We start from the raw sequence: 20,696 nt of genomic DNA, 5'->3' as shown, positions 1-20,696 counted from the left end.
TGGCAGGGGCACCTTCCTTTCTTACTCGGCGATGACCACGTGCGAATCCTCGTTCGTCAAGTTCTCGCCCCCGATCGTGAATCAGGCATAGTTCGCGATCGACGGACTAATCAGATGACGCTCGCGTCACCTGTCGTGACAATCTCTTTGCCGAAGGGGAAGCACGTAATGGGAATGAGCTTGATGTTCGCCCAGGCGAGCGGGAGGCCAATGATTGTTACTGCTTGCGCGATTGCGGTCACCACGTGGCCCGCGGCGAGCCAGAGCCCCGCGATGAGGAACCACACGACGTTGCCGAGAGTCCCGACCGCACCGAGGGGCCGTACCTGAACGGCCTCTCGACCGAAGGGGAGAATGACGTAGTTCGCGATGCGGAAGCTCGCGAGACCGAAGGGAATCGTGACGATGAAGATGCATGCCACGATGCCAGCGAGGATGTAGCCGAGCCAGAGCCAGAAACCGGCGGTGATGACCCAAATGATGTTGAGGATGACATTAATGATGGTGCGCATGCCTCCAACTTACTCTCCGAACGCTGACATTGTTTGGTAGATCCACGAGACACCGGTAGTCAGTATCCCGAGCATCGCGCGAGGTGGCTACAGGTCCGAGGCGCTCACGATGTGAACACATGGAACGCGTTTTCCGCTTCATCACGCTCGAGCCGTAAGCGGGATTAAACTGGACGAACTTCAGGTCACCCTATGCGCGAGGAAGGCGGAGCTCACGTGCCACAATCGCAAGGCCTCTTGAAGGGAACGCCGTGGAAAGCGATCGTGCTCTTCTCGGTGCCGCTCTTGATCGGCAACGTCGTGCAACAGCTCTACCAGTTCATCGACGCGATGGTCGTGGGCAGATACCTCGGCGTCCTGTCCCTCGCGTCGGTGGGGGCGAGCATGAGCCTCCTGTTCCTCATTACGGGTTTTGCATGGGGCATGACGAGCGGTTTCGCGATCCCCGTCGCGCAGGCTTTTGGCGCAAATGACGTGAAGGGCGTTCGGCGCTCAGTTGCAGCAGGCGCAATTCTTTCGGCACTTTCGAGCCTGGTCATGACCCTCGTGGGCACGATCTTCATTCGGCCCCTGCTCCAGCTCATGCAGACACCGCCGGAACTTTTAGACGATGCCGTGACCTTCGGGTTCTGGAGCTTCCTTTTCATGTTCACGCTCGTCTTCTTCGACTTTCTTGCCGCCGTGATCCGTGCAGTCGGAGACTCTCGCACGCCGCTCGTATTCCTCGTGCTTTCGTGCCTGCTCAACGTTGTCCTCGTGATTCTTTTCGTCGCGGTCTTCGAGTGGGGAATCGCGGGTGCGGCAATCTCCACGGCGGTCTCACAACTCACGTCCGTTCTGGCGTGCGTGGTGTGGGTTCGTAGCCGAATTCCCGTTCTTCATTTGAATCGAGACGACTGGAAGGTGACGCTTCCGGAGCTTCGCGAACATCTCTACCTTGGCCTCCCGCTCGGCTTCCAGACATCGGTCATCGCGATCGGGACGATCGCCGTGCAAGTGCGCCTCAACGCGCTCGGGCCCGATTCCGTCGCGGCGTTTACCGCCGCGGGGAGGGTCGACGGCATCGCCATCACCTTCCTCGCCTCGCTCGGCCTTGCTACCTCGACCTTTGTTGCGCAGAACTACGGTGCTCGGCAGATCGCGCGCGTGAAGCTTGGTGTGCGGCAGGCTCTTGTCGTGAGCATCGTCGTGTCGGTCGCGATTGGAACTTCGCTCTTCATGCTCGGTGGCGTGTTTGTCGAGATGTTTGTCGGCGATGGCGAACCGGGCGTTTTGACACTCGCCCACGACGCGCTCAAGATCTACTCCGTGGCGTACTGGACCCTCGGCATTCTGTTCGTCGTTCGAGGCTCCCTCCAGGGCCTCGGGCACATGAAGCCGCCGTTTTATTCCGGCATCGCCGAGCTCATCATGCGCGTGTTCACCGCCGTGGTTCTCGGTGCATCCTTTGGCTTTATCGGCGTTGCGTGGGGCGGGCCGCTCGCGTGGGTCGGCTCGATCGCGCTTCTCATTCCGTCCTACATCGTGATCAGCCGCAAGCTCAATACCCGCACCTACCGTCAGGGCCCGCGCACCGAAGAGATCGAGGTGCTATCCGCACCGTTCCTTGCTGAGAAAGGTGTCGTCGCCGACCCGACGATTCTTCAGGGCGAGAGTTTCGAGGATGTGCGTACGGGTGCGATCCCGATCGTGCGCGATCGCGGTGAAACGGGGCAGTTCCCCGCGCTTGACGAGGGCGATCTTCTTGACGCGCACGATCATACTTCCGAGGATCCGGAGGATGAACACCGGTAAAACCCCAGGTGTCGCGGGAGTGATTCTTTACCAGGTTTGATGGGGCATACTTGCGTGTGCCCCGGGCGGGGAGAGTACTCGCCACCGAGCAGAAAGGTCACCGTGTCTGCCGAAAGCCGCACACTGACACCACTCGTCGAGATCATCGACGAGATGCTCCTCATTTCGCGTCGGATCCAAGCGCTCCCGGTTGATATTCCCGGCATGCGCGGTCTTTCAACGGTCGAAGCAATGATTCTTCGTCACATCGGGCGAACCCCGGGCGTTACCCCGGGCAAGGTCGCCGAGGACATCATTCTGCGCCCCTCAAATGCGAGCGCCGCGATCCGCGACCTCGAAATAAATGGGCTCGTTGGGCGCGTACCCGATATGGTCGATCGCCGCTCCAACCACCTTTTTATTACGGAGAAGGGCGAGCAGGCCGTCGCAGCGATGCACAAGACCTGGGAAGAGTACTATTCGGGAGCCCTTGCCGCGGACGACCTGGACGAAGCCCGTGCGGTTGTGCATGCCATGGGGGAGCGGGTGCGCGCCACAATGGCAGGCGACAGTGCGGGGAGCGACGAAAGCTAACGTGAGCGGGGTCCCCGTGCGTTTCCCATGACCTGGCGCAAGGCCGGGAGCACGTCGGCGAGAAACACTCCCGCCATGACGAAACCAATGATCTGAAGCATGATCGTGAAAGGACCCACGCCGCGGCCGAAGCCCGTGACTACACCGATCACGAGTGCGCCAGCCGTCATGAGCGACCAAAATGTTTTTGTTCGCTTGAATGCCGCATCGTAGGCGTTCGCCGGAAAGCGGAGCGCGTTGATGAGTGCCCAGGCCTCGATTCCCACGAAAACCACGGCGAGGGCTAGGGACAGGTAGTAGGCAATGGTGTAGGTAATCACGGCTTCATCCTACGGTCGGGATCGGTGCGATCGGTGATGAGCAGCTCGAGCGCTTCCGTAGAGGCAGGGGGCTCAACCGCCTTCATCTCGCGAGTAATGGGGCGCGGGCCCACAATATTGGCGTCGGCAACAACGATGAGGGAGGGGAGGAAGCGGCGGGCATCCGAGCTCGGAAGACCCGTTGCTTCAAGAAGGTCCACCGCGAGGGCTCGCATTTGAATTACGAGGGAGACCCCTTCAAAGTGGCCGAGGCGCCCGACGGTTCCTTCCGCCGTAGCGAGCAGAGTTTCCGGGGTGAGGTGCGCGCAAAAGATGCGGAGTTTGCGCCTGGCAATCGTGAAGTCAGCCTCTGAATCGACCCCTGCCTGAATCTCGTCGACCGCGTCGACTGCAGCCGTGAGAGCCTCGGCGAGGTTCGGGAAGGTGTGGGGTTGCGTGACGCGCAGGAACTCACCCTCTCGCCTCGCAATGACCCGGGCGTTGCGCATAGCGCGATCGCTTCCCACGAGGAGGTGTTGCACGCGGCTCACGTGCTCATAGTGACGGTGAAGCGTGGGGGAGTAGCTCGTGAGCTCGTTGGCGGTCTCGTTCGCGAGGGCCCACGCGTCGGTATAGCGCTGGGAAGTCGTGCGGATCTGGGTGAGGACCTTCGTTGCGAGCCGAGAATCGCCCTTGCGTGCGGCTTCGCTCAGCTTCGTGAGCGCGCCTTTGAGCTCCGTGAAGAATTTGTCGGCCGCTTTGCGCTGCTCGCGGCGCGGGTCACGCGAGAACGCAATATGGACGAGAAGACCGAGCGAGATACCCGTGATCGCGTCAAGAGCCCTTCCCTGCGGAGTCATCATAGGGGTTTGCGGCAGGAGCAAAACGATCATGGACTGGATGCCCACCTGAATCGAGAAAATCACGCTCGCTTTGATAAACCGCGCGAGCATGAGCGAGGCAAAAAGAGTCACAAAGAGCTGCCATGTTCCCGAGCCAATAACGAGACGCGCGAGTTCGCCAAGAATGATCCCCATGAACACCCCCGTGCTCATGTCAATACTCTTGCGAATCTTCGTTTCGAGTGTGAGGCCGATGATGAGGAAGGCCGTGATGCTCGAATAAAAGGGTGCGACGTGCCCCCACACATGCTCGGAGATCCAATACGCGGCCGCCGCGGTCATAGCAGCGAGAAGAATTTGCCATGCGCCACCGCCCGAGCGCGAAGCACCCGCGCGCAGCCAGTCCCTCACCTTCGAGCTTTTCACGCCGTCGGCCTCCTTGCCGGGGCAACGGGTTCGCGAAGGCGCAGTTCGAGGAGCTTATCGATCTCGAACCATTCGCCGTCTCGGCCCCCGCGACCCACGATGAGGGGTGCGCTCTTAGGTTCGAGCGTCGCGCCTTTCAGCCGAGTCACAAGATCGCCCGGGGCGGAGAGAATGTAGTAGTTCCCCTCGGTGTCGATGCCGACCGTGCGATCGGACTTCAAGTACCAGCCGACATGGGTGGTTTTTACGGGACGCGAACCCCTGTAGGGGAGTGCACGCAAAGGATGGGGGTCGATGCCGGCCTCGCGAAAGCGCGCAATACCCTTAAGGATGATCGCCGTGGCCTTTTCGTGTTCCTCGCGCGCGGCACGGCGCAGATTACGTTCTTGGACTTCGAAAATCTCCGCCTTGCGGGACTTCCACTCCTCGTCCACGTGGGGACTCCTCCTGACTACCTGCGAAGTTGGGCCGCTTTCGGCCTCTCACCATGGTCACGCTCGGTCACGATCGTGACCTGTGAGGCGTCGAGTTTCACGCTCGCCTCACCGACCTCAAAGGCCACAATGAGCGCTGCATCGTGAGGCACCGCGCGCTTTATAACAGCAAGGGCGACCGGGCCTTCGTCGGCATGGAGCGCACTTGACGTGAGCGTGCCTACCTTCTTAGCGCCGAAGAAAACTTCCGCGCCCACGGGGGCGGGTAGGTCCTGGGAGCCGTCGAGGTGGAGACGTACGAGGCGCCTCGGCGGTTGGCCGAGGTTGAGGACCTTCGCGACCGTCTCCTGGCCACGATAGCAGCCCTTTTGCGTGTGAACGGCGGTGCGCAGGAGGTCGAGTTCGTGCGGGATGGTTTTCTCGTCGACCTCGTTCGCGAGGCGTGGCCTGTGGTTCACGATTCGCACTGCTTCGGCTGCCCAGAGGCCCGCGAAAAGCTCGGGTTTCCGCCAGGGTGCGTCGGGAGTGCGAAGCTCGGCATCGCTTACAAGCGTGAGATGCCACGGCTCGGGAAACTCCGGATCGGGGCCGTAGGCGACACCACCGGGGGCGACCTCGGGCCACGACTGGCTCCACACGGCGACTGGAGCGGGAAACCCTTCGCCAAATACTTCGGCGAGCGGTGCACACGAGCCGAATGCATGGAGGTCGTCGCGCTCGAAGAGTTCGATGCGGTTCGCGAACGTCATGAGCGCGAGGTAGGCGCGGAGATTTTCGCGTGTTTCGGGATCTGTCACAAGGAAGAACGACTCGGGCCCCGTTGCCACGTGAACGAATGATTCGACGCGTCCCTGTGGGCTCAATACGCACGCCTCGAACGAGTCCCCCTCGCAGCGGTCAGAGAACACCTGGGACGTGACTGTCGTGAGCCATGATGCGCGGTCAGCACCGCGCACTTCGAGTATCTCGAGGTGGGCGAGGTCCACGGCGGCTTCGCCTGCGATAAGACGGCGCTGCTCGCGTATGGGGGCGCCGTAATGCGCGGGAACCGCGGCGTCCGGGCCCGACTCCTCGTGGATTGCGCGGTGAGTGATGAGCGGAGCGGGGCTCACGCTTCGCCACCATCCTCGTTCGCGGCGCGGTCGAGTTCAACCGAAAGGTAGGGACGCAAGGTCGTGAGGGACGAGCCGACCTCTTGAAGCCACATGAGCCGCCCGCCCACGAGCCCAAACATGCGAGCACCGTACGAGTCGGCGCCGGCTTGTGAAGCAAGGTCCTGGGTCGCGACTTGGATGCGGGGCCCTCGGACTTCGCCCGTCCAGTGTTCGGCGGGCGTATCGCCAAATGCGCCTCTACGCTGTATCGTGAGGGTCACTCCGTGCGAAAGATAGCTTTCGGGACTCCCCGGTTTCGCATTCTTCGCTGCTTCTTCGTCTTGGCCGGGGAGCACGCCAGTTGTGCGCCACGTCCCCCTCTCTTCGAGAAGAAGCTCGCGAACGATTTCGGCATCGTCTGTCGTCGAAGAAGCGTCGGACCCCCCTTCAGTTTTCTCGTAGAAAGCCGATGTGGGCGGTTCGGGCGCGGGCGAGTCGAGTACCCACGTGCGCATCGTCCACGTGAGCCCTCCCGTGGAATCCGGGGCTACACTGAGGCGCTGTTCGATCCTCCGACCAACGTCCTGTCCGCTTTCGCCCTTGAGCTGCACGGCGCCTGTGCCCTTCCACGCACCCACGAGCCACGCGAGCGGGTAGAGCGACGGATCGAGGTTCTCATCGATGACAATCGGCACGGAATCTCCCTGGTGGGTATTGGTGAAGGAACTCTTCTTTAACGCTGGGTACGGCGTGAGTATTCCTTCGCGGGACTCCCACTCACGTGCGTGGGATGACGGTGAGCCCGAGATCGGTGGGAACGTAGCTAAGGGCAACTTCGAGAAAGAGGAGCGCAAGAATGCCCGTTAGTGCGATGGGGGCGATTGCGACTGCGAGCGACTGCACCGGGTGAGCGGCACCGATTACGCGCGAAAGCAGGAAAAACACGAAAAGCGCGGCCGTGCACAGAACTATGCCTGCGACAGCGGACATCGTGATGATCGCGAGCGGATAATTCAATGCCCACGCGAGAAAACCCGAAGTGAGCGCGCTAAGGGTGAGCGCGAAACTCACGCGCGCTGCGGAGGGGAGCGGGAGCGCCAGGCACAGGGTCCCGAGTGCAAGCCCCATGGTCATCGTGAGAAGGAATCCGACGCTTGCCGGCCCGTTGGCCGAGGCGAGAGCCCAGCATTTCAGCCAGGTTACAGACAGAGTCGTAATAAGAGCGCCACTCGCTGTTCCGGAAATCGACAGTGTGAGGCGCGAGCGCTCTTGCCGCAGCATTTCGTGAGCGAAACTCAAGAAGAGCGCGACAGCAATGATAATGACGAGTTTCGTTGTGAGGCCCGTCGTGCCGAACGCGAGGGCGATGCCGAGTGAACCGAGGCCCGAAAGCGCCATGATGATGCCGCTGCCCACGCGGCTCGGGAGCTCGAGAACTTGTGGCCAACTTATGCACAAAAGCCCAACGAGCAGGGCCAAGATTCCCGCGAGGGCCGGATCGTTGAACGCGGGAAGTGCCATGGCGGTGGCGAGCGCGAGTGCACACGCGCCCGTGAGGGGTGCCCGCTCACTCGTTGTCATACATCAACCAATCGTTCGTATCGATTACGCCTCATGAAAGTTTACGGGGCATTCAGCGTGAAAAGCACGTAGGAGGGGCGTACTACACTGGGGGCGGCCCTGAGCTGTCGTTCCGAGGAGAGTTAACCCCGTGGCACGCGAACAGTCCCCGATCCTCGCTGCGGGTGCCCTCGTCTGGCGTGAAAAGCACGAGAGGCTTCAGGTTCTCCTCGTGCACCGCCCCAAATATGACGACTGGTCGATTCCAAAGGGGAAGCTCGAGGCGGGCGAATCGTTCGTCGCTGCGGCAGTTCGGGAAGTTGAAGAAGAGACCGGGTATCGGGTTCGCCTCGATCGCCCTCTTCCTACGGTCGACTACCGCACCCATGGCCGCCACAAAACGGTGCGCTACTGGGTTGCGAGGGTACGTGCGCAAACCGGTCCGGGCCCAAAGAACCCCAAGGAAATCGACAAGGTCGAGTGGGTTGACGCCTCAAAAGCGCGGCACGTTCTCACGCGGGCGTCTGACCGTGATCTGCTCAAGCGAGTGCTCGAATTTGCCGATGGTGGCGAGCTCTGCACAACCCCGGTGATCGTGCAGCGGCATGCGGCAGCCCAATCGCGTGCGAAGTGGCGCAAGGGTGACGAAAAGACTCGACCCCTTCGACGAAAGGGTCGCAAGCAGGCTGCTGCGCTGCCGCCCCTCCTAGCCGCGTATGCTCCGAAAACCGTCGTGACCTCGCCGTGGCGCCGCTGCCTCGAGACGATCGAGCCGTTCGCCCTCGAAGGCGGGATCGACATCGTCGAAAAGCCGGAGCTCACCGAGCACGCGCACGCAAAGCGGCCCGCGCGTGCGGCCGCGGTCATGGAACGAGCGATCGCTGAGGCGGCGCGAACAGTCGTGTGTACGCATCGACCAGTGCTTCCCACGATTATCGCGGTGGCGCGGCATGCCTGTACGAAAGACGCGCGGGGGAAGCTGCCTCGTGAGAACCCGTATCTCGCACCGGGGGAGATGCTCGTGCTCCATACGAGTGAGCGAGGCCGCATCGTGGACGTGGAAAGGCACCTCCCCAATATTGGCTAGGATCGCCGCAACGGTGATGTGCCACACGTTTCACTGTCGCCAATCCGGCCAAAAAGACTTGCTGAACTGGCTATATGTCTGAACTCAGGCTGATTGCTCAGAAATTCTTGCATGAGTTCACCTTTTGTTCACCTGGGAATACTCGGGCCTTCACTTCCGGCTTCTACCTTCGTTGATGTCCACTTACGACCCGTATCCCAGGCTCGAAGAGCCTCGAAAGGACACTCGTGAACCTCAAGAAGAAGTTCGTTTCCGCTACCGCCCTTGGCCTCGCCGGCGCCTTCGCCCTCGCTGCTTGCGGTGGCGACTCCGCTGAGAATGGCTCGAGCAACAGCTCGGACGGCGGCTCGGCGGCCGCTCCCGCTGACGTCAAGGGCACCCTTGCCGGCGCCGGCGCCTCCTCGATGGAAGACGCGCAGGGCGCCTTCATCGGTGGCTTCATGGCTCAGAACTCGGGTGCCACGGTGACCTACGACGCCGTCGGCTCGGGCAAGGGCCGCGAGCAGTTCCTCGCTGCCGCTACCAACTTCGCTGGCTCGGATGCCTACCTCAAGGACGAAGAGGTTGAGAAGTCCAAGGATCGCTGCTTCGGTGGCGAGGCCTTCGACATCCCCGTCTACATCTCCCCGATCGCGGTTGTCTACAACCTCGAAGGTGTCGACGATCTCCAGCTCTCGCCCGATACCCTCGCGAAGATCTTCGCCGGCGACATCACCAAGTGGAACGACGAAGCCATTAAGGCCGACAACCCCGATGTTGAGCTCCCCGACACCGACATCGTTCCCGTGCACCGTTCGGACAAGTCGGGCACCACCGAGAACTTCACCGAGTACCTCGCTGCTGCCGCTCCCGATTCGTGGAAGCACGGCGCTATCGAGACCTGGTTCGAGGATGGAGGCCAGTCGGGCGAGAAGACCTCGGGCCTCATCAACACCGTTCAGGGTGGCCAGGGCACGATCGGCTACGCCGATGCCTCGAAGGCTGGCGACCTCGGCACCGCCAAGATCAAGGTTGGCGAGGAGTACGTTGGTTACAGCGCCGAGGCTGCTGCCAAGGCCGTTGAGGTTTCGCCCAAGGCTGAAGGCCGCGGTGAAAAGGACCTCGCCCTCGACCTCGCTCGCGACACGACCGAGTCGGGCTCCTACCCGATCGTCCTCGTGTCCTACATGGTCATGTGTGACACCTACGAGAACCAGGAAGATGCCGACCTCGTGAAGGCCTACGCTTCCTACGTCATCTCGGAGCAGGGCCAGAATGACGCGGCTCAGGCCGCCGGCTCGGCCCCCATCTCGGACAAGATCCGTGAGGACGCTCAGAAGTCGATCGATTCGATCAAGGCTGAGAAGTAATCTGCACTTGACGCCTAAGGCGTAACGGTGCGCCGCCGAGCCCACCAGGTTCGGCGGCGCACTTCTTTTTGAGAACATTCCACCCCTACTGTGAGGAGCGTGCGCGTGAGCACAGCGGCTGCCGAAAACAGCACTCCCGCCAAGGGCGCCCCCCAACCTCCGGGCAATGAAAAGAACGAGAGCTTCAAGAGCTCCGGTGCGCGTCCTGGGGACGCGATCTTCTCGTCGCTCAGTGTCGGCTCTGGCCTCATCATCTTTGCCGTGCTCGCGGCAATCTTCATCTTCCTTCTTATCCAGTCGCTGCCGGCGATTGAAAATTGGAACGCGATTCCCACCAACGGTGGCACGCAGAACATTTTCGAGTTCGTGGGGCCGCTCGTGTTCGGTACGGTGCTCGCTTCGCTGCTCGCCCTCATCATTGCAGCGCCCGTCGCCGTGGGAATCGCGCTGTTTATCTCGCACTACGCCCCACGCAAGCTTGCGACCCCGATCGGGTACGTCATCGACCTTCTCGCGGCCGTGCCGTCGGTTGTCTTCGGTCTGTGGGGTGGCGTGTGGCTGGTGCCGCTCATGCAGCCGCTCTATACCTTCCTCAATACGAGTCCGCTTACCTCCTGGATTCCGTTTTTCCAGGGGAACCCGCATGCTCCCATGCGCAACGTTATGACCGCCGCAATCGTGCTCGCGGTGATGATTCTCCCGATCATCACAGCGGTGAGCCGCGAGGTGTTCCTCCAGGCACCGGGAGCGCAAGAAGAAGCGGCGATCGGTCTTGGCGCCACTAAGTGGGAAATGGTGCGCATGGTCGTGCTCCCCTTCGGCCGCAACGGTGTCGTTTCGGCCTGCATGCTTGGCCTTGGCCGCGCGCTCGGTGAAACGATGGCGGTTCTCATGGTGCTCAGCCCCGGCTTCACTTACTCGTTGCATCTCCTCGAGGTCGGCAGGCACATGACGATTGCCTCGTACATCGCCTCGCAGAATGCCGAGTCGACCGGCATCGACATGTCGAAGCTCATCTTCGCGGGCCTCGTCCTGTTCCTCATCACGTTCGTCATCAACGCGCTTGCCCGCTGGATCGTGGCCGCTAGCGCACGGAAGAAGTAGGGGGATCAGCAATGAGTGAAGCATCAGCAACCCTCAACACGACCAACCTCAACCCGAAGGGTTCGGGCCCTAAGCGCACCCGTCTCGCGAACGCGGGCGAGCGGCGCCTTCCGTGGTGGCACATGGTCCTCACGGGCGTCATAGCCTTCGCCGTCGTGTCGGTGTTCCTTCTTCTCACTGGCGCGTTTACGATTCCCGCGCTCCTTGTTCTCGGCTTCTTCGCGCACCTCGTCATCGGCTACATCTACTCGCGCGTGCGCGAAGGTGAGCGATGGGCCAAGGATCGCCTTATGACCCTCATCCTCGTGGGCGCGTTCGCTACCGCGATGATCCCGCTGATCTCGCTGCTCGTGGAGGTCATCACGAAGGGTGGCCCGCGCTTGCTCACACCGGGCTTCCTCACGGGCGATATGCAGGGCTTCAACGGCGGTGCTGACGGCGGAGGTATTCTCCACGCGATCGTTGGAACGCTCATCATCACGCTTGGTGCCTCGATCATCTCGATCCCGATCGGCCTTCTCACTGCGGTCTTTCTCGTCGAGTACGCGCAGGAGGGCTGGCGAAAGACTCTCGGCAAGGGCATCACGTTCCTCGTCGACGTTATGACGGGCGTCCCCTCGATCGTCGCGGGTCTGTTTACGCTCGCACTTTTCACGACGCTCTCCGGCGAAGCAGGCCTTCGTATGGGTGCCATGGGTTCGGTTGCCCTTTCGGTGCTTATGATCCCCACAGTAGTGCGCTCGAGTGAAGAAATGATTCGCCTTGTGCCGCTTGAGCTGCGCGAAGCGGCCTACGCCCTCGGTGTGCCGAAGTGGCTGACGATCGTGCGCGTCGTGCTTCGAACTGCGATCGCGGGCCTGACGACCGGCGTGACCCTCGCGATCGCGCGTGTGATCGGTGAAACCGCGCCCCTCATGTTCACGATCGGCGCCTTCCAGATGATGAACACGAACCCGTTCGAGGGTCGAATGATGGCGCTCCCGACCTTCATCAACCAGCAGTACGGCTTCGGCCACGCCGTCTGTGGCAAGAACGGTGAGAAGGTCCTGAACTACTTCACGCGCGAAGAGTTCGCGTGTAACCCGGATATCAACTATCAGCGTGCGTGGGCGGCAGCATTGACGCTTATCGTGATCGTCATGGTGTTGAACATCTTTGCCCGCTTCGTCTCCTACTACTTCTCGCCGAAGACCGGCCGCTGAGCCCTTCCAGGCTGATCTTTGAAAGGATTCAAGATGTCACAGAGCATCGACGTGAAGAACCTCAACGTCTACTACGGTGATTTTCTCGCCGTTGAGGACGTCAACGTCAAGATCGACGCGCGCAGCGTCACCGCCCTCATTGGCCCCTCGGGCTGTGGCAAGTCCACGTTCCTCCGTACCCTCAACCGCATGCACGAGGTCATTCCCGGCGCCTACGCTGAGGGCGAGGTCAATATCAACGGTGAGAACATCTACGGCCCTGGTATTGACCCGGTGAACGTTCGTCGCCGCGTGGGTATGGTGTTCCAGAAGGCGAATCCGTTCCCCACGATGTCGATCGCCGAGAATGTGCTCGCGGGAGCGAAGCTCAACAACAAGCGCATGTCGAAAAGCGAGGCCGATCAACTCGTTGAGGAGTCGCTTCGTGGCGCAAACCTTTGGGAAGAGGTAAAGAACCGCCTCAACAAACCCGGCGGTGGCCTCTCAGGCGGTCAGCAGCAGCGTCTATGCATTGCCCGCACGATCGCCGTGAAGCCTGACATCGTCCTCATGGACGAGCCTTGCTCGGCACTCGACCCGATCTCGACCCTCGCGGTTGAGGACCTCATCCACGAGCTTAAGTCCGAGTACACGATCGTGATCGTGACCCACAACATGCAGCAGGCGTCGCGTGTGTCCGACAAGACCGGCTTCTTCAACATCGCCGGCACGGGCACCCCGGGCAAGCTCATCGAGTTCGACGATACGACCAAGATCTTCAACAACCCCGCGCAGGAAGAAACCGAGCGTTACATCTCCGGTAAGTTCGGCTGATCGGCGGGCCCTTTCACGGGCATCGTTCGCGATGAAGGCGCGGCCACGGGAAATCCCGGGCCGCGCCTTCCGCATTCCAGAGGCGCCCTTCACGTGCCACGCTGTGGCACGACAAAAGTATGAGCGAGTCTCCTTCTCCTGGTGTAACTGGCAGCGATGGGTGCTGCGAAACATCCGCCATGCGATGGGCGTACGCGGTCCTCGGGACTGACGCGCCGAACCCTTCCTGCACGGGAATGTAGAGGCATGACAACAACGCACATGTATTCGCCCCAGTCCACCGCCCAGTCAACCGTCCGCACCGTTCTTTCGGCGCGCGACCTTTCACTCGCCTACGACCGCAACACCCATGCCCTGCGCGGCGTGAACCTCGACATTCACGCCGGCCAGAGCCTCGCGATCATGGGGCCCTCGGGTTGCGGAAAGTCGACCCTCCTTCACTGCCTCGCGGGCATCCTCGCCCCTACGGGAGGCCGTGTGATCTATGGCGATCGTGACCTGAGCGAAATGCGCGACGCGGCCCGCACAAAGCTGCGCCGCACCGACTTCGGGTTCGTGTTCCAGGATGGCCAGCTCCTTCCCGAACTGAGCGCTCTTGAGAACGTCATGCTTCCGCGCATGCTCGCGGGTGTTTCGCGCGGCAAAGCGAAGAAGGTAGCCAGGCAATGGCTCGCAGCTCTTGGGCTCGAGGGCCTCGAGGATCGCCGACCGGGCCAGCTTTCGGGTGGTCAGGCCCAGCGCGTCGCGATCGCACGCGCTCTCGCGGGGGAACCGTCGGTCGTGTATGCCGATGAGCCCACGGGAGCTCTTGACCAGCAGACCGGCCAGGAGGTCCTTGCGCTGCTTCTTCAGGCCACGGCCAATGCGGGCAGCGCGCTCGTCATGGTGACCCACGACCCGAACGTCGCTGCCGCGTGCGCACGCACGATTACAATGCGAGACGGCCAGATCGAGCGAGAGGTGACGCGATGAAGGCTCTTCCCATGCTCGTACGGGGGCGAAACTCCCTCGCCAATGCCCTTCCCGTCATTGCGTTTGCGGCGGCAACCGCGATCGTGTGCACCGTGCTCGCGGGCACGGGTGCGTTCTACGGGCGTCTTGGCGCCGAAGGTTTTGACCTTTCGAGCGCGAATGCATCCCCCGAGGCGCAGATCATGCCGATGCTCGTGATATGCGCGGTCTTCGCGTGCGTTCTGCTCGTACCGAACGCAATCGCGCTCGGCGGGGCGGCGGCTCGGCTTTCGCTCGCTCGCCGCGAGAAGGATTTGGCGGCGGTGAGGCTCGTTGGGGGAACGCGCGCGCAGGTCGCGGGGGTCGCGGTGTCCGACGTTGCCTGGCAATCCATCGTGGGAGCAGCGATCGGTGCTGGCGTGCATGTTGCCGCGGCGTGGCCTCTTTCGCACCTCGATTTCGGGATCCGAAAGTTCACGGTGGGCGAGCTCATCTTGCCATGGTGGGCGCTCGCACTCACGCCTTTTGCGCTCGCGCTCTTCGCGGCGCTGTCCGCCGCCATCACTCTCACGGGTGTCGCCCTGAGTCCCCTCGGCATCGCGCGCGGCGCGCATACGGTGCGCATGTCTGTCGTGCGTCTTCTCGTGTGGGTGCTGAGTATCGTCGTGTTCCTGGTTGTGGCAACCTTCCTCCCGAGAATCGAGGGCGTCTCGCTCGGTGCCATCATCGTGGGCGTCCTCGCGACCGTGGGCACGATGGTGTTTGCCGTCAATCTCGCGGGCCCGTTCATCGTGTGGATCGTGGCGCGGTTCGCCGCGTTCCTTGCACCGACCCCGGGCCTCCTTGTGGGGGCGCGGCGCCTCACCTCGGATCCGCGTGCGGGCTGGCGAGCGGTGTCTGGCGTGACGATCGCTCTCGTCGTCGCCGGGTTCGCGTCAATCATCACGACCTTCCCGAATGGTGATGCAGTCGCGCAGCTCATGAATCAGGCTCTCGTGACGGGCGCGCTTCTCACGGTCGGGATCGCCGCGGTGCTTGCTGCCGTGAGCACGGGTGTGACGCAGACCGCGCGCGTGATCGACCAGGCACCGAGGTATCGCGCCCAGCACGTCGCGGGGGCGAGTGTGAGCCAGTTGCACCGCGCGCGCATTGCCGAAATCGCGATTCCCGTGGGGATTTCTCTCGTGGTCTCCGTGTTCATGGCAGCTCTCGTGCTGCTCGCTCTCATGGGGTCGTCGGCCACGAATCCTCTCGTGGCTCTGGGCTTCCTCGTGAGTGTCGTGGCGGCGCTCGGCCTCGTGGCGGCGTCGGCGCTTGTAAGCTCTCCGCTCGTGGCGCGCGCGGCCCGTGCGCGCGTGCGTGCAGCTGGCTAGGAAGCCATAATGTGGGCAGATTTTGCGCCGGCGCGTGGGGTACCCCTCGCGCCGGCGTTTTGCGGTCCGTATGGAGCCCTCGCGTCTACGCTGAAGGCATGGACTTTGAGACTGTAGACCCCCTGAGCGTCCCCGAAGGTGCCGTGCTTTTCGACATCCGTGAGCAGGATGAGTGGGACGCCGGGCACGCCCCAAGCGCCCGCCACCTTCCCGCGAGCAGCCTCGCCGCACACCTCGATGAGCTTTTCGTTGAGGACGATGAAGGCCGCGAACGGGATGTCTACCTCGTGTGCCGCTCCGGCGGGCGCTCGTCGCAGGTCGCCCAGTGGCTCGCGATGCAGGGTATCGAGGCAATCAACGTTGGCGGCGGCATGGACGCCTGGCTCACGCAGGGCCTACCCGTCGTCACAGACGCGGGGGAGCAGGGCCGCGTACTTTAGCCTCGAGTTTCCGGGGCAGGTTTCCTCGAGGCGCGCGTGACACAGTGGGGGCATGACGAATTCGAAGCCCCGCATCCTGATCACGGGCGCCACGCGCGGCATCGGCCGCGCGACCGCCTTCGCTCTCCAAGACTTCGCCCACCTCGTGCTCGTGGGCCGGAACGACAAAGCTCTCGAAACATTGGTGGCCGAGCTACCGTCGGCAGAATACGTGCTTGCGGACCTCGCCGATTCGCAGAAAATCATCGACGGCATGCGTGAAGCCCGCGAAAAGGGTGCGCTTGGAACCGGCAACGGTGGTCTTGACGGCGCCGTGCTGAGTGCCGGCGTGCTCGCCGGCGACACCGTCGAAAACACCAAGCCGAGCGACTGGGAGTTCTTGCTCCACATGAACGTGACGTCGCAAGCTGTGCTCACCGCGCAAATCCTCCCGGAACTTCGCGAGGCGCGCGGCACGATCCTGTTCGTGAACTCCGGTTCAGGTTTCACGTCGAAGCCCGGCAATGCCGTGTACTCGGCGACCAAGTTCGCGCTTCGGGCCCTCTCCGACGCACTTCGCGAAGAGGAACGCGCAAACGGCGTGCGCGTGGTGTCGCTTCACCCCGGCCGCGTCGCGACGGACATGCAGCGCGAACTTCGCGCCTACGAGGGCGGCGAATACGTTGAGAGCGACTACATGAAACCCGAGACCATCGGCGAGGCAGTGCGCTACGCACTTACCGCGCCGCCCGAGGCAAATGTGGACGTGCTCTCAATCCGCCCGCGATAGGAATTCTGGGCCAAAAGTCTGCGCAGAGCAGGGTTAGGATAAACCCGCCTATCCCCTTCTCATGCCGTGTGAGGCCTCCGTTGAAAAAGACCCTTATTTCTCTCCTCGCCGCAGGTTCCCTCGTAAGTCTCACGGGCTGCGGTGCGCTTGTGTCTGTCGCGCTTTCTGACCAGCCTTCTTCACAGTCCTCAGCTTCCGAGACGACCGCTGCTGAAGAGACGACGCCGGCTGAAACGACCGAGGCTGCCGCCGCGCAGGCGACCGAAACGCCAGAGGCAACGCCCACGCCTACCCCCACGCCCGAAACGGCAGAGCCCGCTCCGGCGCCGACGACCGAGGCCGCGCCAGTTGAAGCAGCAAAGCCAGCCGAGGCTCCGGTTGAGGAGGAGCCCGCCGATCCCAATGCCCTCGAAGTCGGCAAGGAAGTCCAGGTAGGCGACTACTCCGTCACCGTGACGAAACTGAAAATCGTGAAGGACTGGAACGGCGACAAGGTCCTCAAGGTGACCTACGACTGGAAGAACAACAGTCACGAGGCTGTTGCCCCGTTTTTGTCGATCTCCTTTAAGGGGTTCCAGGATGGAGTCGAGACCGACTGGCCGTCGGTCAGCGACCATATCGACCTTTCGATAAGCCAAAGGGAAGTCAAGCCCGGCTCCGCCGTGACTGGTGTCCAGGATGCCGTAGGTATCACCGATATGTCGAAGCCTCTTGTTATTGAGCTTGAGGAAGCGTTTTCCTTCGAAACGAGGACGCTTTCGATGACGATCGACGACCTCAACGCGCTCTAGACCTACACAAGACAGCAAAAGGTGGCCGCGAGCATTGCGCATCGCGGCCACCTTTTCTTTATCCTGAGCCTGCCTCGCGCTAGTGGCTCATCTCGAAGTCATCCACGCTAAGCGTTGCGCGACCCGCCTCAAGGCGGGCGACCGGCACGCGAAACGGTGAGCACGAAACGTAGTCGAGGCCGAGCCAGTTGAAGAAGTGAATCGAACGCGGATCGCCGCCGTGTTCGCCGCACACACCCACGTGGAGGTGGGGGTTGACGGCGCGGCCTCGCTCGGTGCCGATGCGCACGAGCTCACCCACGCCGAACTGATCGATCGACTCGAAGGGGCTCGTGAGCAGGATCCCGTGTTCTTTGTAGGTGAAGAAAAATCCGGCCTCGACGTCGTCTCGCGAGAAGCCCCACGTCGTTTGCGTGAGGTCGTTCGTGCCGAAGCTGAAGAACTCGGCTTCCTCGGCGATCTCGTCGGCGCGAAGCGCCGCGCGCGGAAGCTCAATCATTGATCCGATCACGGTCGTGAGCTTGAGTCCCGTTTCCTGCGTGACGGCATCGCGCACCGCGAAGATTTCTTTCTTGATCTCGCGCAGTTCACGCACGGAGCTCACGAGCGGGATCATGATCTCCACCTGGGGGTTGAGGCCCTCGGCTCGGGCTTGTGCTTCCGCTTCGAGAATTGCGCGCGTTTGCATGCCGAACAGGCCGGGAATCGAGAGTCCGAGTCGCACGCCCCGCAGGCCCAGCATGGGGTTTTGCTCGTGGAGTCGCTTGACGGCCTCGAGAACCTTGATCTCGTGCTCGTTGTGCTCGCCGCGCTCTTCGGCCTTCGCGATCCGCACCGAGAGCTCGGTGAGGTCGGGAAGGAACTCGTGGAGCGGAGGATCGAGCAGTCGAACGGTCATGGGAAGGCCGTCCATCTCGCGAATCATGTCGAGGAAGTCGCCGCGCTGGAGTGGGAGCAGCGCCGCAAGCGCAGCCTCGCGCTCCTCGGGGCTCGCCGCGAGGATGAGGTCCTCGACGAGTTTCCGCCGGTCGCCGAGAAACATGTGCTCGGTGCGCGTGAGGCCGATGCCCTGGGCACCCATGCGGCGTGCGCGGGCAGCATCCTCGGGAGTGTCGGCATTCGCGCGTACGAGGAGAGCGCGCTCGCGATCGGCGATGCGCATGAGGCGGTCGACGCTCGTCACGAGCTCGGCCTCGGATTCTTTGAGGTTCTCGAGTCTCATTTCGGCAGCGCCGTCGAGGCTCGCACCCGATTCGAAATAGGCCGCGACGGCGCTCGGTTGAACGGGAACTTCGCCGAGGAACACGTCGCCATTCGTGCCATCAATCGACACGAGATCCCCATCGCGCAGGACGACTTCGCCGTCAACGCGCACCTCGCGGGCAGCTTCGTCGACCGTGAATGCCTCGACGCCGCACACGCACGTGCGGCCGAGCCCGCGTGCGACGACCGCGGCGTGAGAGGTCTTGCCGCCGCGAGCCGTAAGCACGCCCTCGGCGTTGATCATGCCCGCGAGGTCGTCGGGGTTCGTCTCGCGACGCACGAGAATCGAGCGCGTGCCCGATTTCGCGCGCTCGAGCACGTCCTGGGAGGTGAAGGCAACGTGGCCCGTCGCGGCGCCTGGCGAGGCGTTCATGCCGCGCGCGAGGAGAACCCGCTTCGCGTTTGGATCGAACGCTGGGAACATGAGGCGCGAAAGTTGATCGCCGTTCACGCGCATGAGCGCCTCGTTTTCGCTGATCGCGCCTTCATCGAGAAGGGCAGTCGCGATGCGGAATGCGGCCGCGGCGGTGCGCTTGCCCACGCGGGTTTGAAGCATCCACAGCTTGCCCGATTCGATCGTGAACTCGATATCGCACAGGTCGCGGTAGTGCTGTTCGAGCCGCTCCATAATGCCGATGAGCTCGCGGTAGTTCTTAGGCAGTAGCTTTTCCATGTCGGGCAGGCTCAGTGTGTTGCGGATTCCCGCAACGACGTCCTCACCCTGCGCGTTGATGAGGAAGTCGCCGTATTCACCGCGTGCTCCGGTCGCGGGGTCACGTGTGAAGGCAACGCCCGTCGCGCTCTGATCGTCGAGGTTGCCGAACACCATCGAACACACGTTGACGGCCGTGCCAAGGTCGTGGGGAATGCGTTCGGTATTGCGGTACACGATCGCGCGGGGCGAGTTCCACGAGTCAAACACCGCGTGAATACTCATCGTGAGCTGCGTGAACGGGTCTTGTGGGAACGGCGCGCCCGATTCGAGTTCAATGATCTCTTTGAAGCGTGCCACGACCTTCTCGAGGTCACCCGCTGAAAGCTCGACGTCGCTCGTCGCGCTTGCCGCCTCCTTCGCCTCGTCGAGGACTGCTTCGAAAAGTTCGGCGTCGATGTCGAGCACGGTGCGCCCGAACATCTGCAGTAGGCGTCGGTACGAATCGAGCGCGAAGCGCCGTGAATGCGAAAGCTCCGCGAGACCCTCGAGAGTCTCGTCGTTGAGACCGACGTTGAGCACGGTCTCCATCATTCCGGGCATCGATACCGCTGCGCCGGAGCGCACGCTTACGAGAAGCGGATTGCGCGGGTCGCCGAACGTGCGCCCGAGTTCCTTTTCGACGCTCGCGAGCTCACGCTTGACCTGGTCGTCAAGCACGCCTGGCTCGTGCCCGTGGTGCATGTAGTACCGGCAGGCGTCGGTGGTAATCGTGAAACCGGGCGGCACGGGCAGCCCGAGCTGGGTCATTTCGGCGAGATTCGCACCTTTGCCGCCGAGCAGGTCCACCTGCTCGCGCGAACCGGCGCTAAAAGGGTAGACGTACTGATCGCTCATGGTGATCCGTCCTCTCACACGTCATTGTGGTGGGTAGGGTGGCACCATTGTGCGCCCACGCTTCGGTACGCGCGAGGGATTTTCCGCGGGCAGCATCCGGGTGATCGGAATATTGGGAGGGTCCGACGCTTGCCCGGCCCTTCCTGAACCCGGTTACATGAGTCGTTTGACAGCCGTGAGCACCTCGGTGAGCTTCTCATCAATCACGTCTGGGTAGCCGTCGGCGGCCGCATCCCGCACGCAGTGGCGCACGTGATCCTCGACGAGGCCGAGCGAGACCGCTTCGAGGGCGCGCTTGACGGCGCTCACCTGGGTGAGAACGTCGATGCAGTACGTGTCATCTTCGAGCATTCTCTGGAGCCCGCGCACTTGCCCCTCGATACGCTTCAGGCGTCGTACGTAAGCGTCCTTTTCGGCGTGGTAGCCGGGCGCGTGGTCGTCGGCGGATGAGCCGTGGCAGTCGCTCATGCG

General features: G+C 62.5%; 21 protein-coding genes. 12 read left to right on the top strand and 9 right to left on the bottom strand.

Features of this window, described 5'->3' with window-relative positions; translation table 11 throughout:
* Positions 1-110: 110 nt before the first annotated feature.
* Positions 111-512, bottom strand: a complete 402-nt coding sequence (locus M3B90_RS08215) for a YccF domain-containing protein (RefSeq protein WP_259889764.1) — start codon at positions 510-512, stop codon at positions 111-113.
* A 216-nt stretch (positions 513-728) separates the two neighbouring features.
* Between M3B90_RS08215 and M3B90_RS08210 the strand changes: the two genes are divergently transcribed.
* Positions 729-2,306, top strand: coding sequence for an MATE family efflux transporter (locus M3B90_RS08210; RefSeq protein ID WP_259889762.1), 1,578 nt, complete (start codon positions 729-731; stop codon positions 2,304-2,306).
* Between the two features lie 102 nt (positions 2,307-2,408).
* Positions 2,409-2,879, top strand: a complete 471-nt coding sequence (locus tag M3B90_RS08205) for a MarR family winged helix-turn-helix transcriptional regulator (protein WP_259889760.1) — start codon at positions 2,409-2,411, stop codon at positions 2,877-2,879.
* Here M3B90_RS08205 and M3B90_RS08200 read toward each other — a convergent pair.
* From M3B90_RS08200 to M3B90_RS08175, 6 genes are all read right to left on the bottom strand, one after another.
* Positions 2,876-3,199, bottom strand: coding sequence for a DUF2516 family protein (locus M3B90_RS08200; protein WP_259889759.1), 324 nt, complete (start codon positions 3,197-3,199; stop codon positions 2,876-2,878). The genes M3B90_RS08205 and M3B90_RS08200 overlap by 4 nt on opposite strands.
* Positions 3,196-4,446: an aromatic acid exporter family protein gene (locus M3B90_RS08195; protein ID WP_259889757.1), complete on the bottom strand. Its 1,251-nt coding sequence runs from the start codon at positions 4,444-4,446 to the stop codon at positions 3,196-3,198. Before M3B90_RS08195 ends, M3B90_RS08200 begins: the two co-directional genes overlap by 4 nt.
* Entirely contained in the window at positions 4,443-4,880 is a 438-nt protein-coding gene (locus M3B90_RS08190) for a hypothetical protein (protein WP_259889755.1), read from the bottom strand. The genes M3B90_RS08195 and M3B90_RS08190 overlap by 4 nt, the downstream gene beginning before the upstream one ends.
* A gap of 17 nt (positions 4,881-4,897) precedes the next feature.
* Positions 4,898-5,992 (bottom strand): folate-binding protein YgfZ, encoded by a 1,095-nt coding sequence (locus M3B90_RS08185; protein ID WP_259889752.1) that lies wholly within the window; start codon positions 5,990-5,992, stop codon positions 4,898-4,900.
* The gene (locus M3B90_RS08180; protein ID WP_259889750.1) at positions 5,989-6,669 is read right to left on the bottom strand and encodes an FABP family protein; all 681 of its coding nucleotides are present in this window, start codon (positions 6,667-6,669) and stop codon (positions 5,989-5,991) included. Before M3B90_RS08180 ends, M3B90_RS08185 begins: the two co-directional genes overlap by 4 nt.
* A gap of 82 nt (positions 6,670-6,751) precedes the next feature.
* Positions 6,752-7,555 carry a hypothetical protein gene (locus M3B90_RS08175; RefSeq protein ID WP_259889749.1) on the bottom strand — a complete coding sequence of 268 codons (804 nt, stop codon included), beginning with the start codon at positions 7,553-7,555 and terminating at the stop codon, positions 6,752-6,754.
* A 130-nt stretch (positions 7,556-7,685) separates the two neighbouring features.
* On the opposite strand from M3B90_RS08175, the gene M3B90_RS08170 reads away from it, so the two are divergent.
* The 10 genes from M3B90_RS08170 to M3B90_RS08125 all read left to right on the top strand — a co-directional run bounded on the left by M3B90_RS08170 (position 7,686) and on the right by M3B90_RS08125 (position 17,413).
* The gene (locus M3B90_RS08170; protein WP_259889748.1) at positions 7,686-8,621 is read left to right on the top strand and encodes an NUDIX hydrolase; all 936 of its coding nucleotides are present in this window, start codon (positions 7,686-7,688) and stop codon (positions 8,619-8,621) included.
* Positions 8,622-8,848: 227 nt separating this feature from the next.
* The gene (gene pstS, locus M3B90_RS08165) at positions 8,849-9,970 is read left to right on the top strand and encodes a phosphate ABC transporter substrate-binding protein PstS (RefSeq protein WP_259889747.1); all 1,122 of its coding nucleotides are present in this window, start codon (positions 8,849-8,851) and stop codon (positions 9,968-9,970) included.
* Between the two features lie 105 nt (positions 9,971-10,075).
* Entirely contained in the window at positions 10,076-11,074 is a 999-nt protein-coding gene (gene pstC / locus M3B90_RS08160) for a phosphate ABC transporter permease subunit PstC (protein WP_259889744.1), read from the top strand.
* Positions 11,075-11,085: 11 nt separating this feature from the next.
* Entirely contained in the window at positions 11,086-12,276 is a 1,191-nt protein-coding gene (pstA, locus tag M3B90_RS08155) for a phosphate ABC transporter permease PstA (RefSeq protein ID WP_259889742.1), read from the top strand.
* A 33-nt stretch (positions 12,277-12,309) separates the two neighbouring features.
* Entirely contained in the window at positions 12,310-13,089 is a 780-nt protein-coding gene (gene pstB, locus M3B90_RS08150; RefSeq protein ID WP_259889738.1) for a phosphate ABC transporter ATP-binding protein PstB, read from the top strand.
* Between the two features lie 246 nt (positions 13,090-13,335).
* Positions 13,336-14,061 carry an ABC transporter ATP-binding protein gene (locus M3B90_RS08145; protein WP_259889736.1) on the top strand — a complete coding sequence of 242 codons (726 nt, stop codon included), beginning with the start codon at positions 13,336-13,338 and terminating at the stop codon, positions 14,059-14,061.
* Positions 14,058-15,413, top strand: coding sequence for an FtsX-like permease family protein (locus M3B90_RS08140; protein ID WP_259889734.1), 1,356 nt, complete (start codon positions 14,058-14,060; stop codon positions 15,411-15,413). The genes M3B90_RS08145 and M3B90_RS08140 overlap by 4 nt, the downstream gene beginning before the upstream one ends.
* Positions 15,414-15,511: 98 nt before the next feature.
* The gene (locus M3B90_RS08135) at positions 15,512-15,853 is read left to right on the top strand and encodes a rhodanese-like domain-containing protein (protein WP_259889733.1); all 342 of its coding nucleotides are present in this window, start codon (positions 15,512-15,514) and stop codon (positions 15,851-15,853) included.
* 52 nt (positions 15,854-15,905) lie between these two features.
* Positions 15,906-16,622, top strand: a complete 717-nt coding sequence (locus M3B90_RS08130; protein ID WP_259889731.1) for an SDR family oxidoreductase — start codon at positions 15,906-15,908, stop codon at positions 16,620-16,622.
* An 80-nt stretch (positions 16,623-16,702) separates the two neighbouring features.
* Entirely contained in the window at positions 16,703-17,413 is a 711-nt protein-coding gene (locus M3B90_RS08125) for a DUF5067 domain-containing protein (RefSeq protein ID WP_259889729.1), read from the top strand.
* A gap of 79 nt (positions 17,414-17,492) precedes the next feature.
* On the opposite strand, the gene ppdK is transcribed toward M3B90_RS08125, so the two are convergent.
* Positions 17,493-20,225 carry a pyruvate, phosphate dikinase gene (ppdK, locus tag M3B90_RS08120; RefSeq protein WP_259889727.1) on the bottom strand — a complete coding sequence of 911 codons (2,733 nt, stop codon included), beginning with the start codon at positions 20,223-20,225 and terminating at the stop codon, positions 17,493-17,495.
* Positions 20,226-20,378: 153 nt separating this feature from the next.
* The gene (locus M3B90_RS08115; protein ID WP_259889726.1) at positions 20,379-20,693 is read right to left on the bottom strand and encodes a metal-sensitive transcriptional regulator; all 315 of its coding nucleotides are present in this window, start codon (positions 20,691-20,693) and stop codon (positions 20,379-20,381) included.
* Positions 20,694-20,696 lie beyond the last annotated feature (3 nt).

The sequence above is a fragment of the Dermabacter sp. p3-SID358 genome (assembly GCF_025147465.1).
Taxonomy (GTDB): Bacteria; Actinomycetota; Actinomycetes; order Actinomycetales; family Dermabacteraceae; genus Dermabacter.
The sequence above is the reverse complement of the archived record's forward strand: the minus strand, read 5'-3'. Positions and strand labels throughout refer to the sequence as shown.

What these genes read in the sequence shown, in the direction of transcription:
- M3B90_RS08215 (WP_259889764.1), bottom strand. Translation starts at nt 512, where the DNA reads ATGCGCACCATCATTAATGTCATCCTCAACATCATTTGGGTCATCACC.
- M3B90_RS08175 (WP_259889749.1), bottom strand. Translation starts at nt 7,555, where the DNA reads ATGACAACGAGTGAGCGGGCACCCCTCACGGGCGCGTGTGCACTCGCG.
- pstA (WP_259889742.1), top strand. Translation starts at nt 11,086, where the DNA reads ATGAGTGAAGCATCAGCAACCCTCAACACGACCAACCTCAACCCGAAG.
- pstB (WP_259889738.1), top strand. Translation starts at nt 12,310, where the DNA reads ATGTCACAGAGCATCGACGTGAAGAACCTCAACGTCTACTACGGTGAT.
- M3B90_RS08145 (WP_259889736.1), top strand. Translation starts at nt 13,336, where the DNA reads ATGACAACAACGCACATGTATTCGCCCCAGTCCACCGCCCAGTCAACC.
- M3B90_RS08140 (WP_259889734.1), top strand. Translation starts at nt 14,058, where the DNA reads ATGAAGGCTCTTCCCATGCTCGTACGGGGGCGAAACTCCCTCGCCAAT.
- M3B90_RS08135 (WP_259889733.1), top strand. Translation starts at nt 15,512, where the DNA reads ATGGACTTTGAGACTGTAGACCCCCTGAGCGTCCCCGAAGGTGCCGTG.
- M3B90_RS08130 (WP_259889731.1), top strand. Translation starts at nt 15,906, where the DNA reads ATGACGAATTCGAAGCCCCGCATCCTGATCACGGGCGCCACGCGCGGC.
- ppdK (WP_259889727.1), bottom strand. Translation starts at nt 20,225, where the DNA reads ATGAGCGATCAGTACGTCTACCCTTTTAGCGCCGGTTCGCGCGAGCAG.
- M3B90_RS08115 (WP_259889726.1), bottom strand. Translation starts at nt 20,693, where the DNA reads ATGAGCGACTGCCACGGCTCATCCGCCGACGACCACGCGCCCGGCTAC.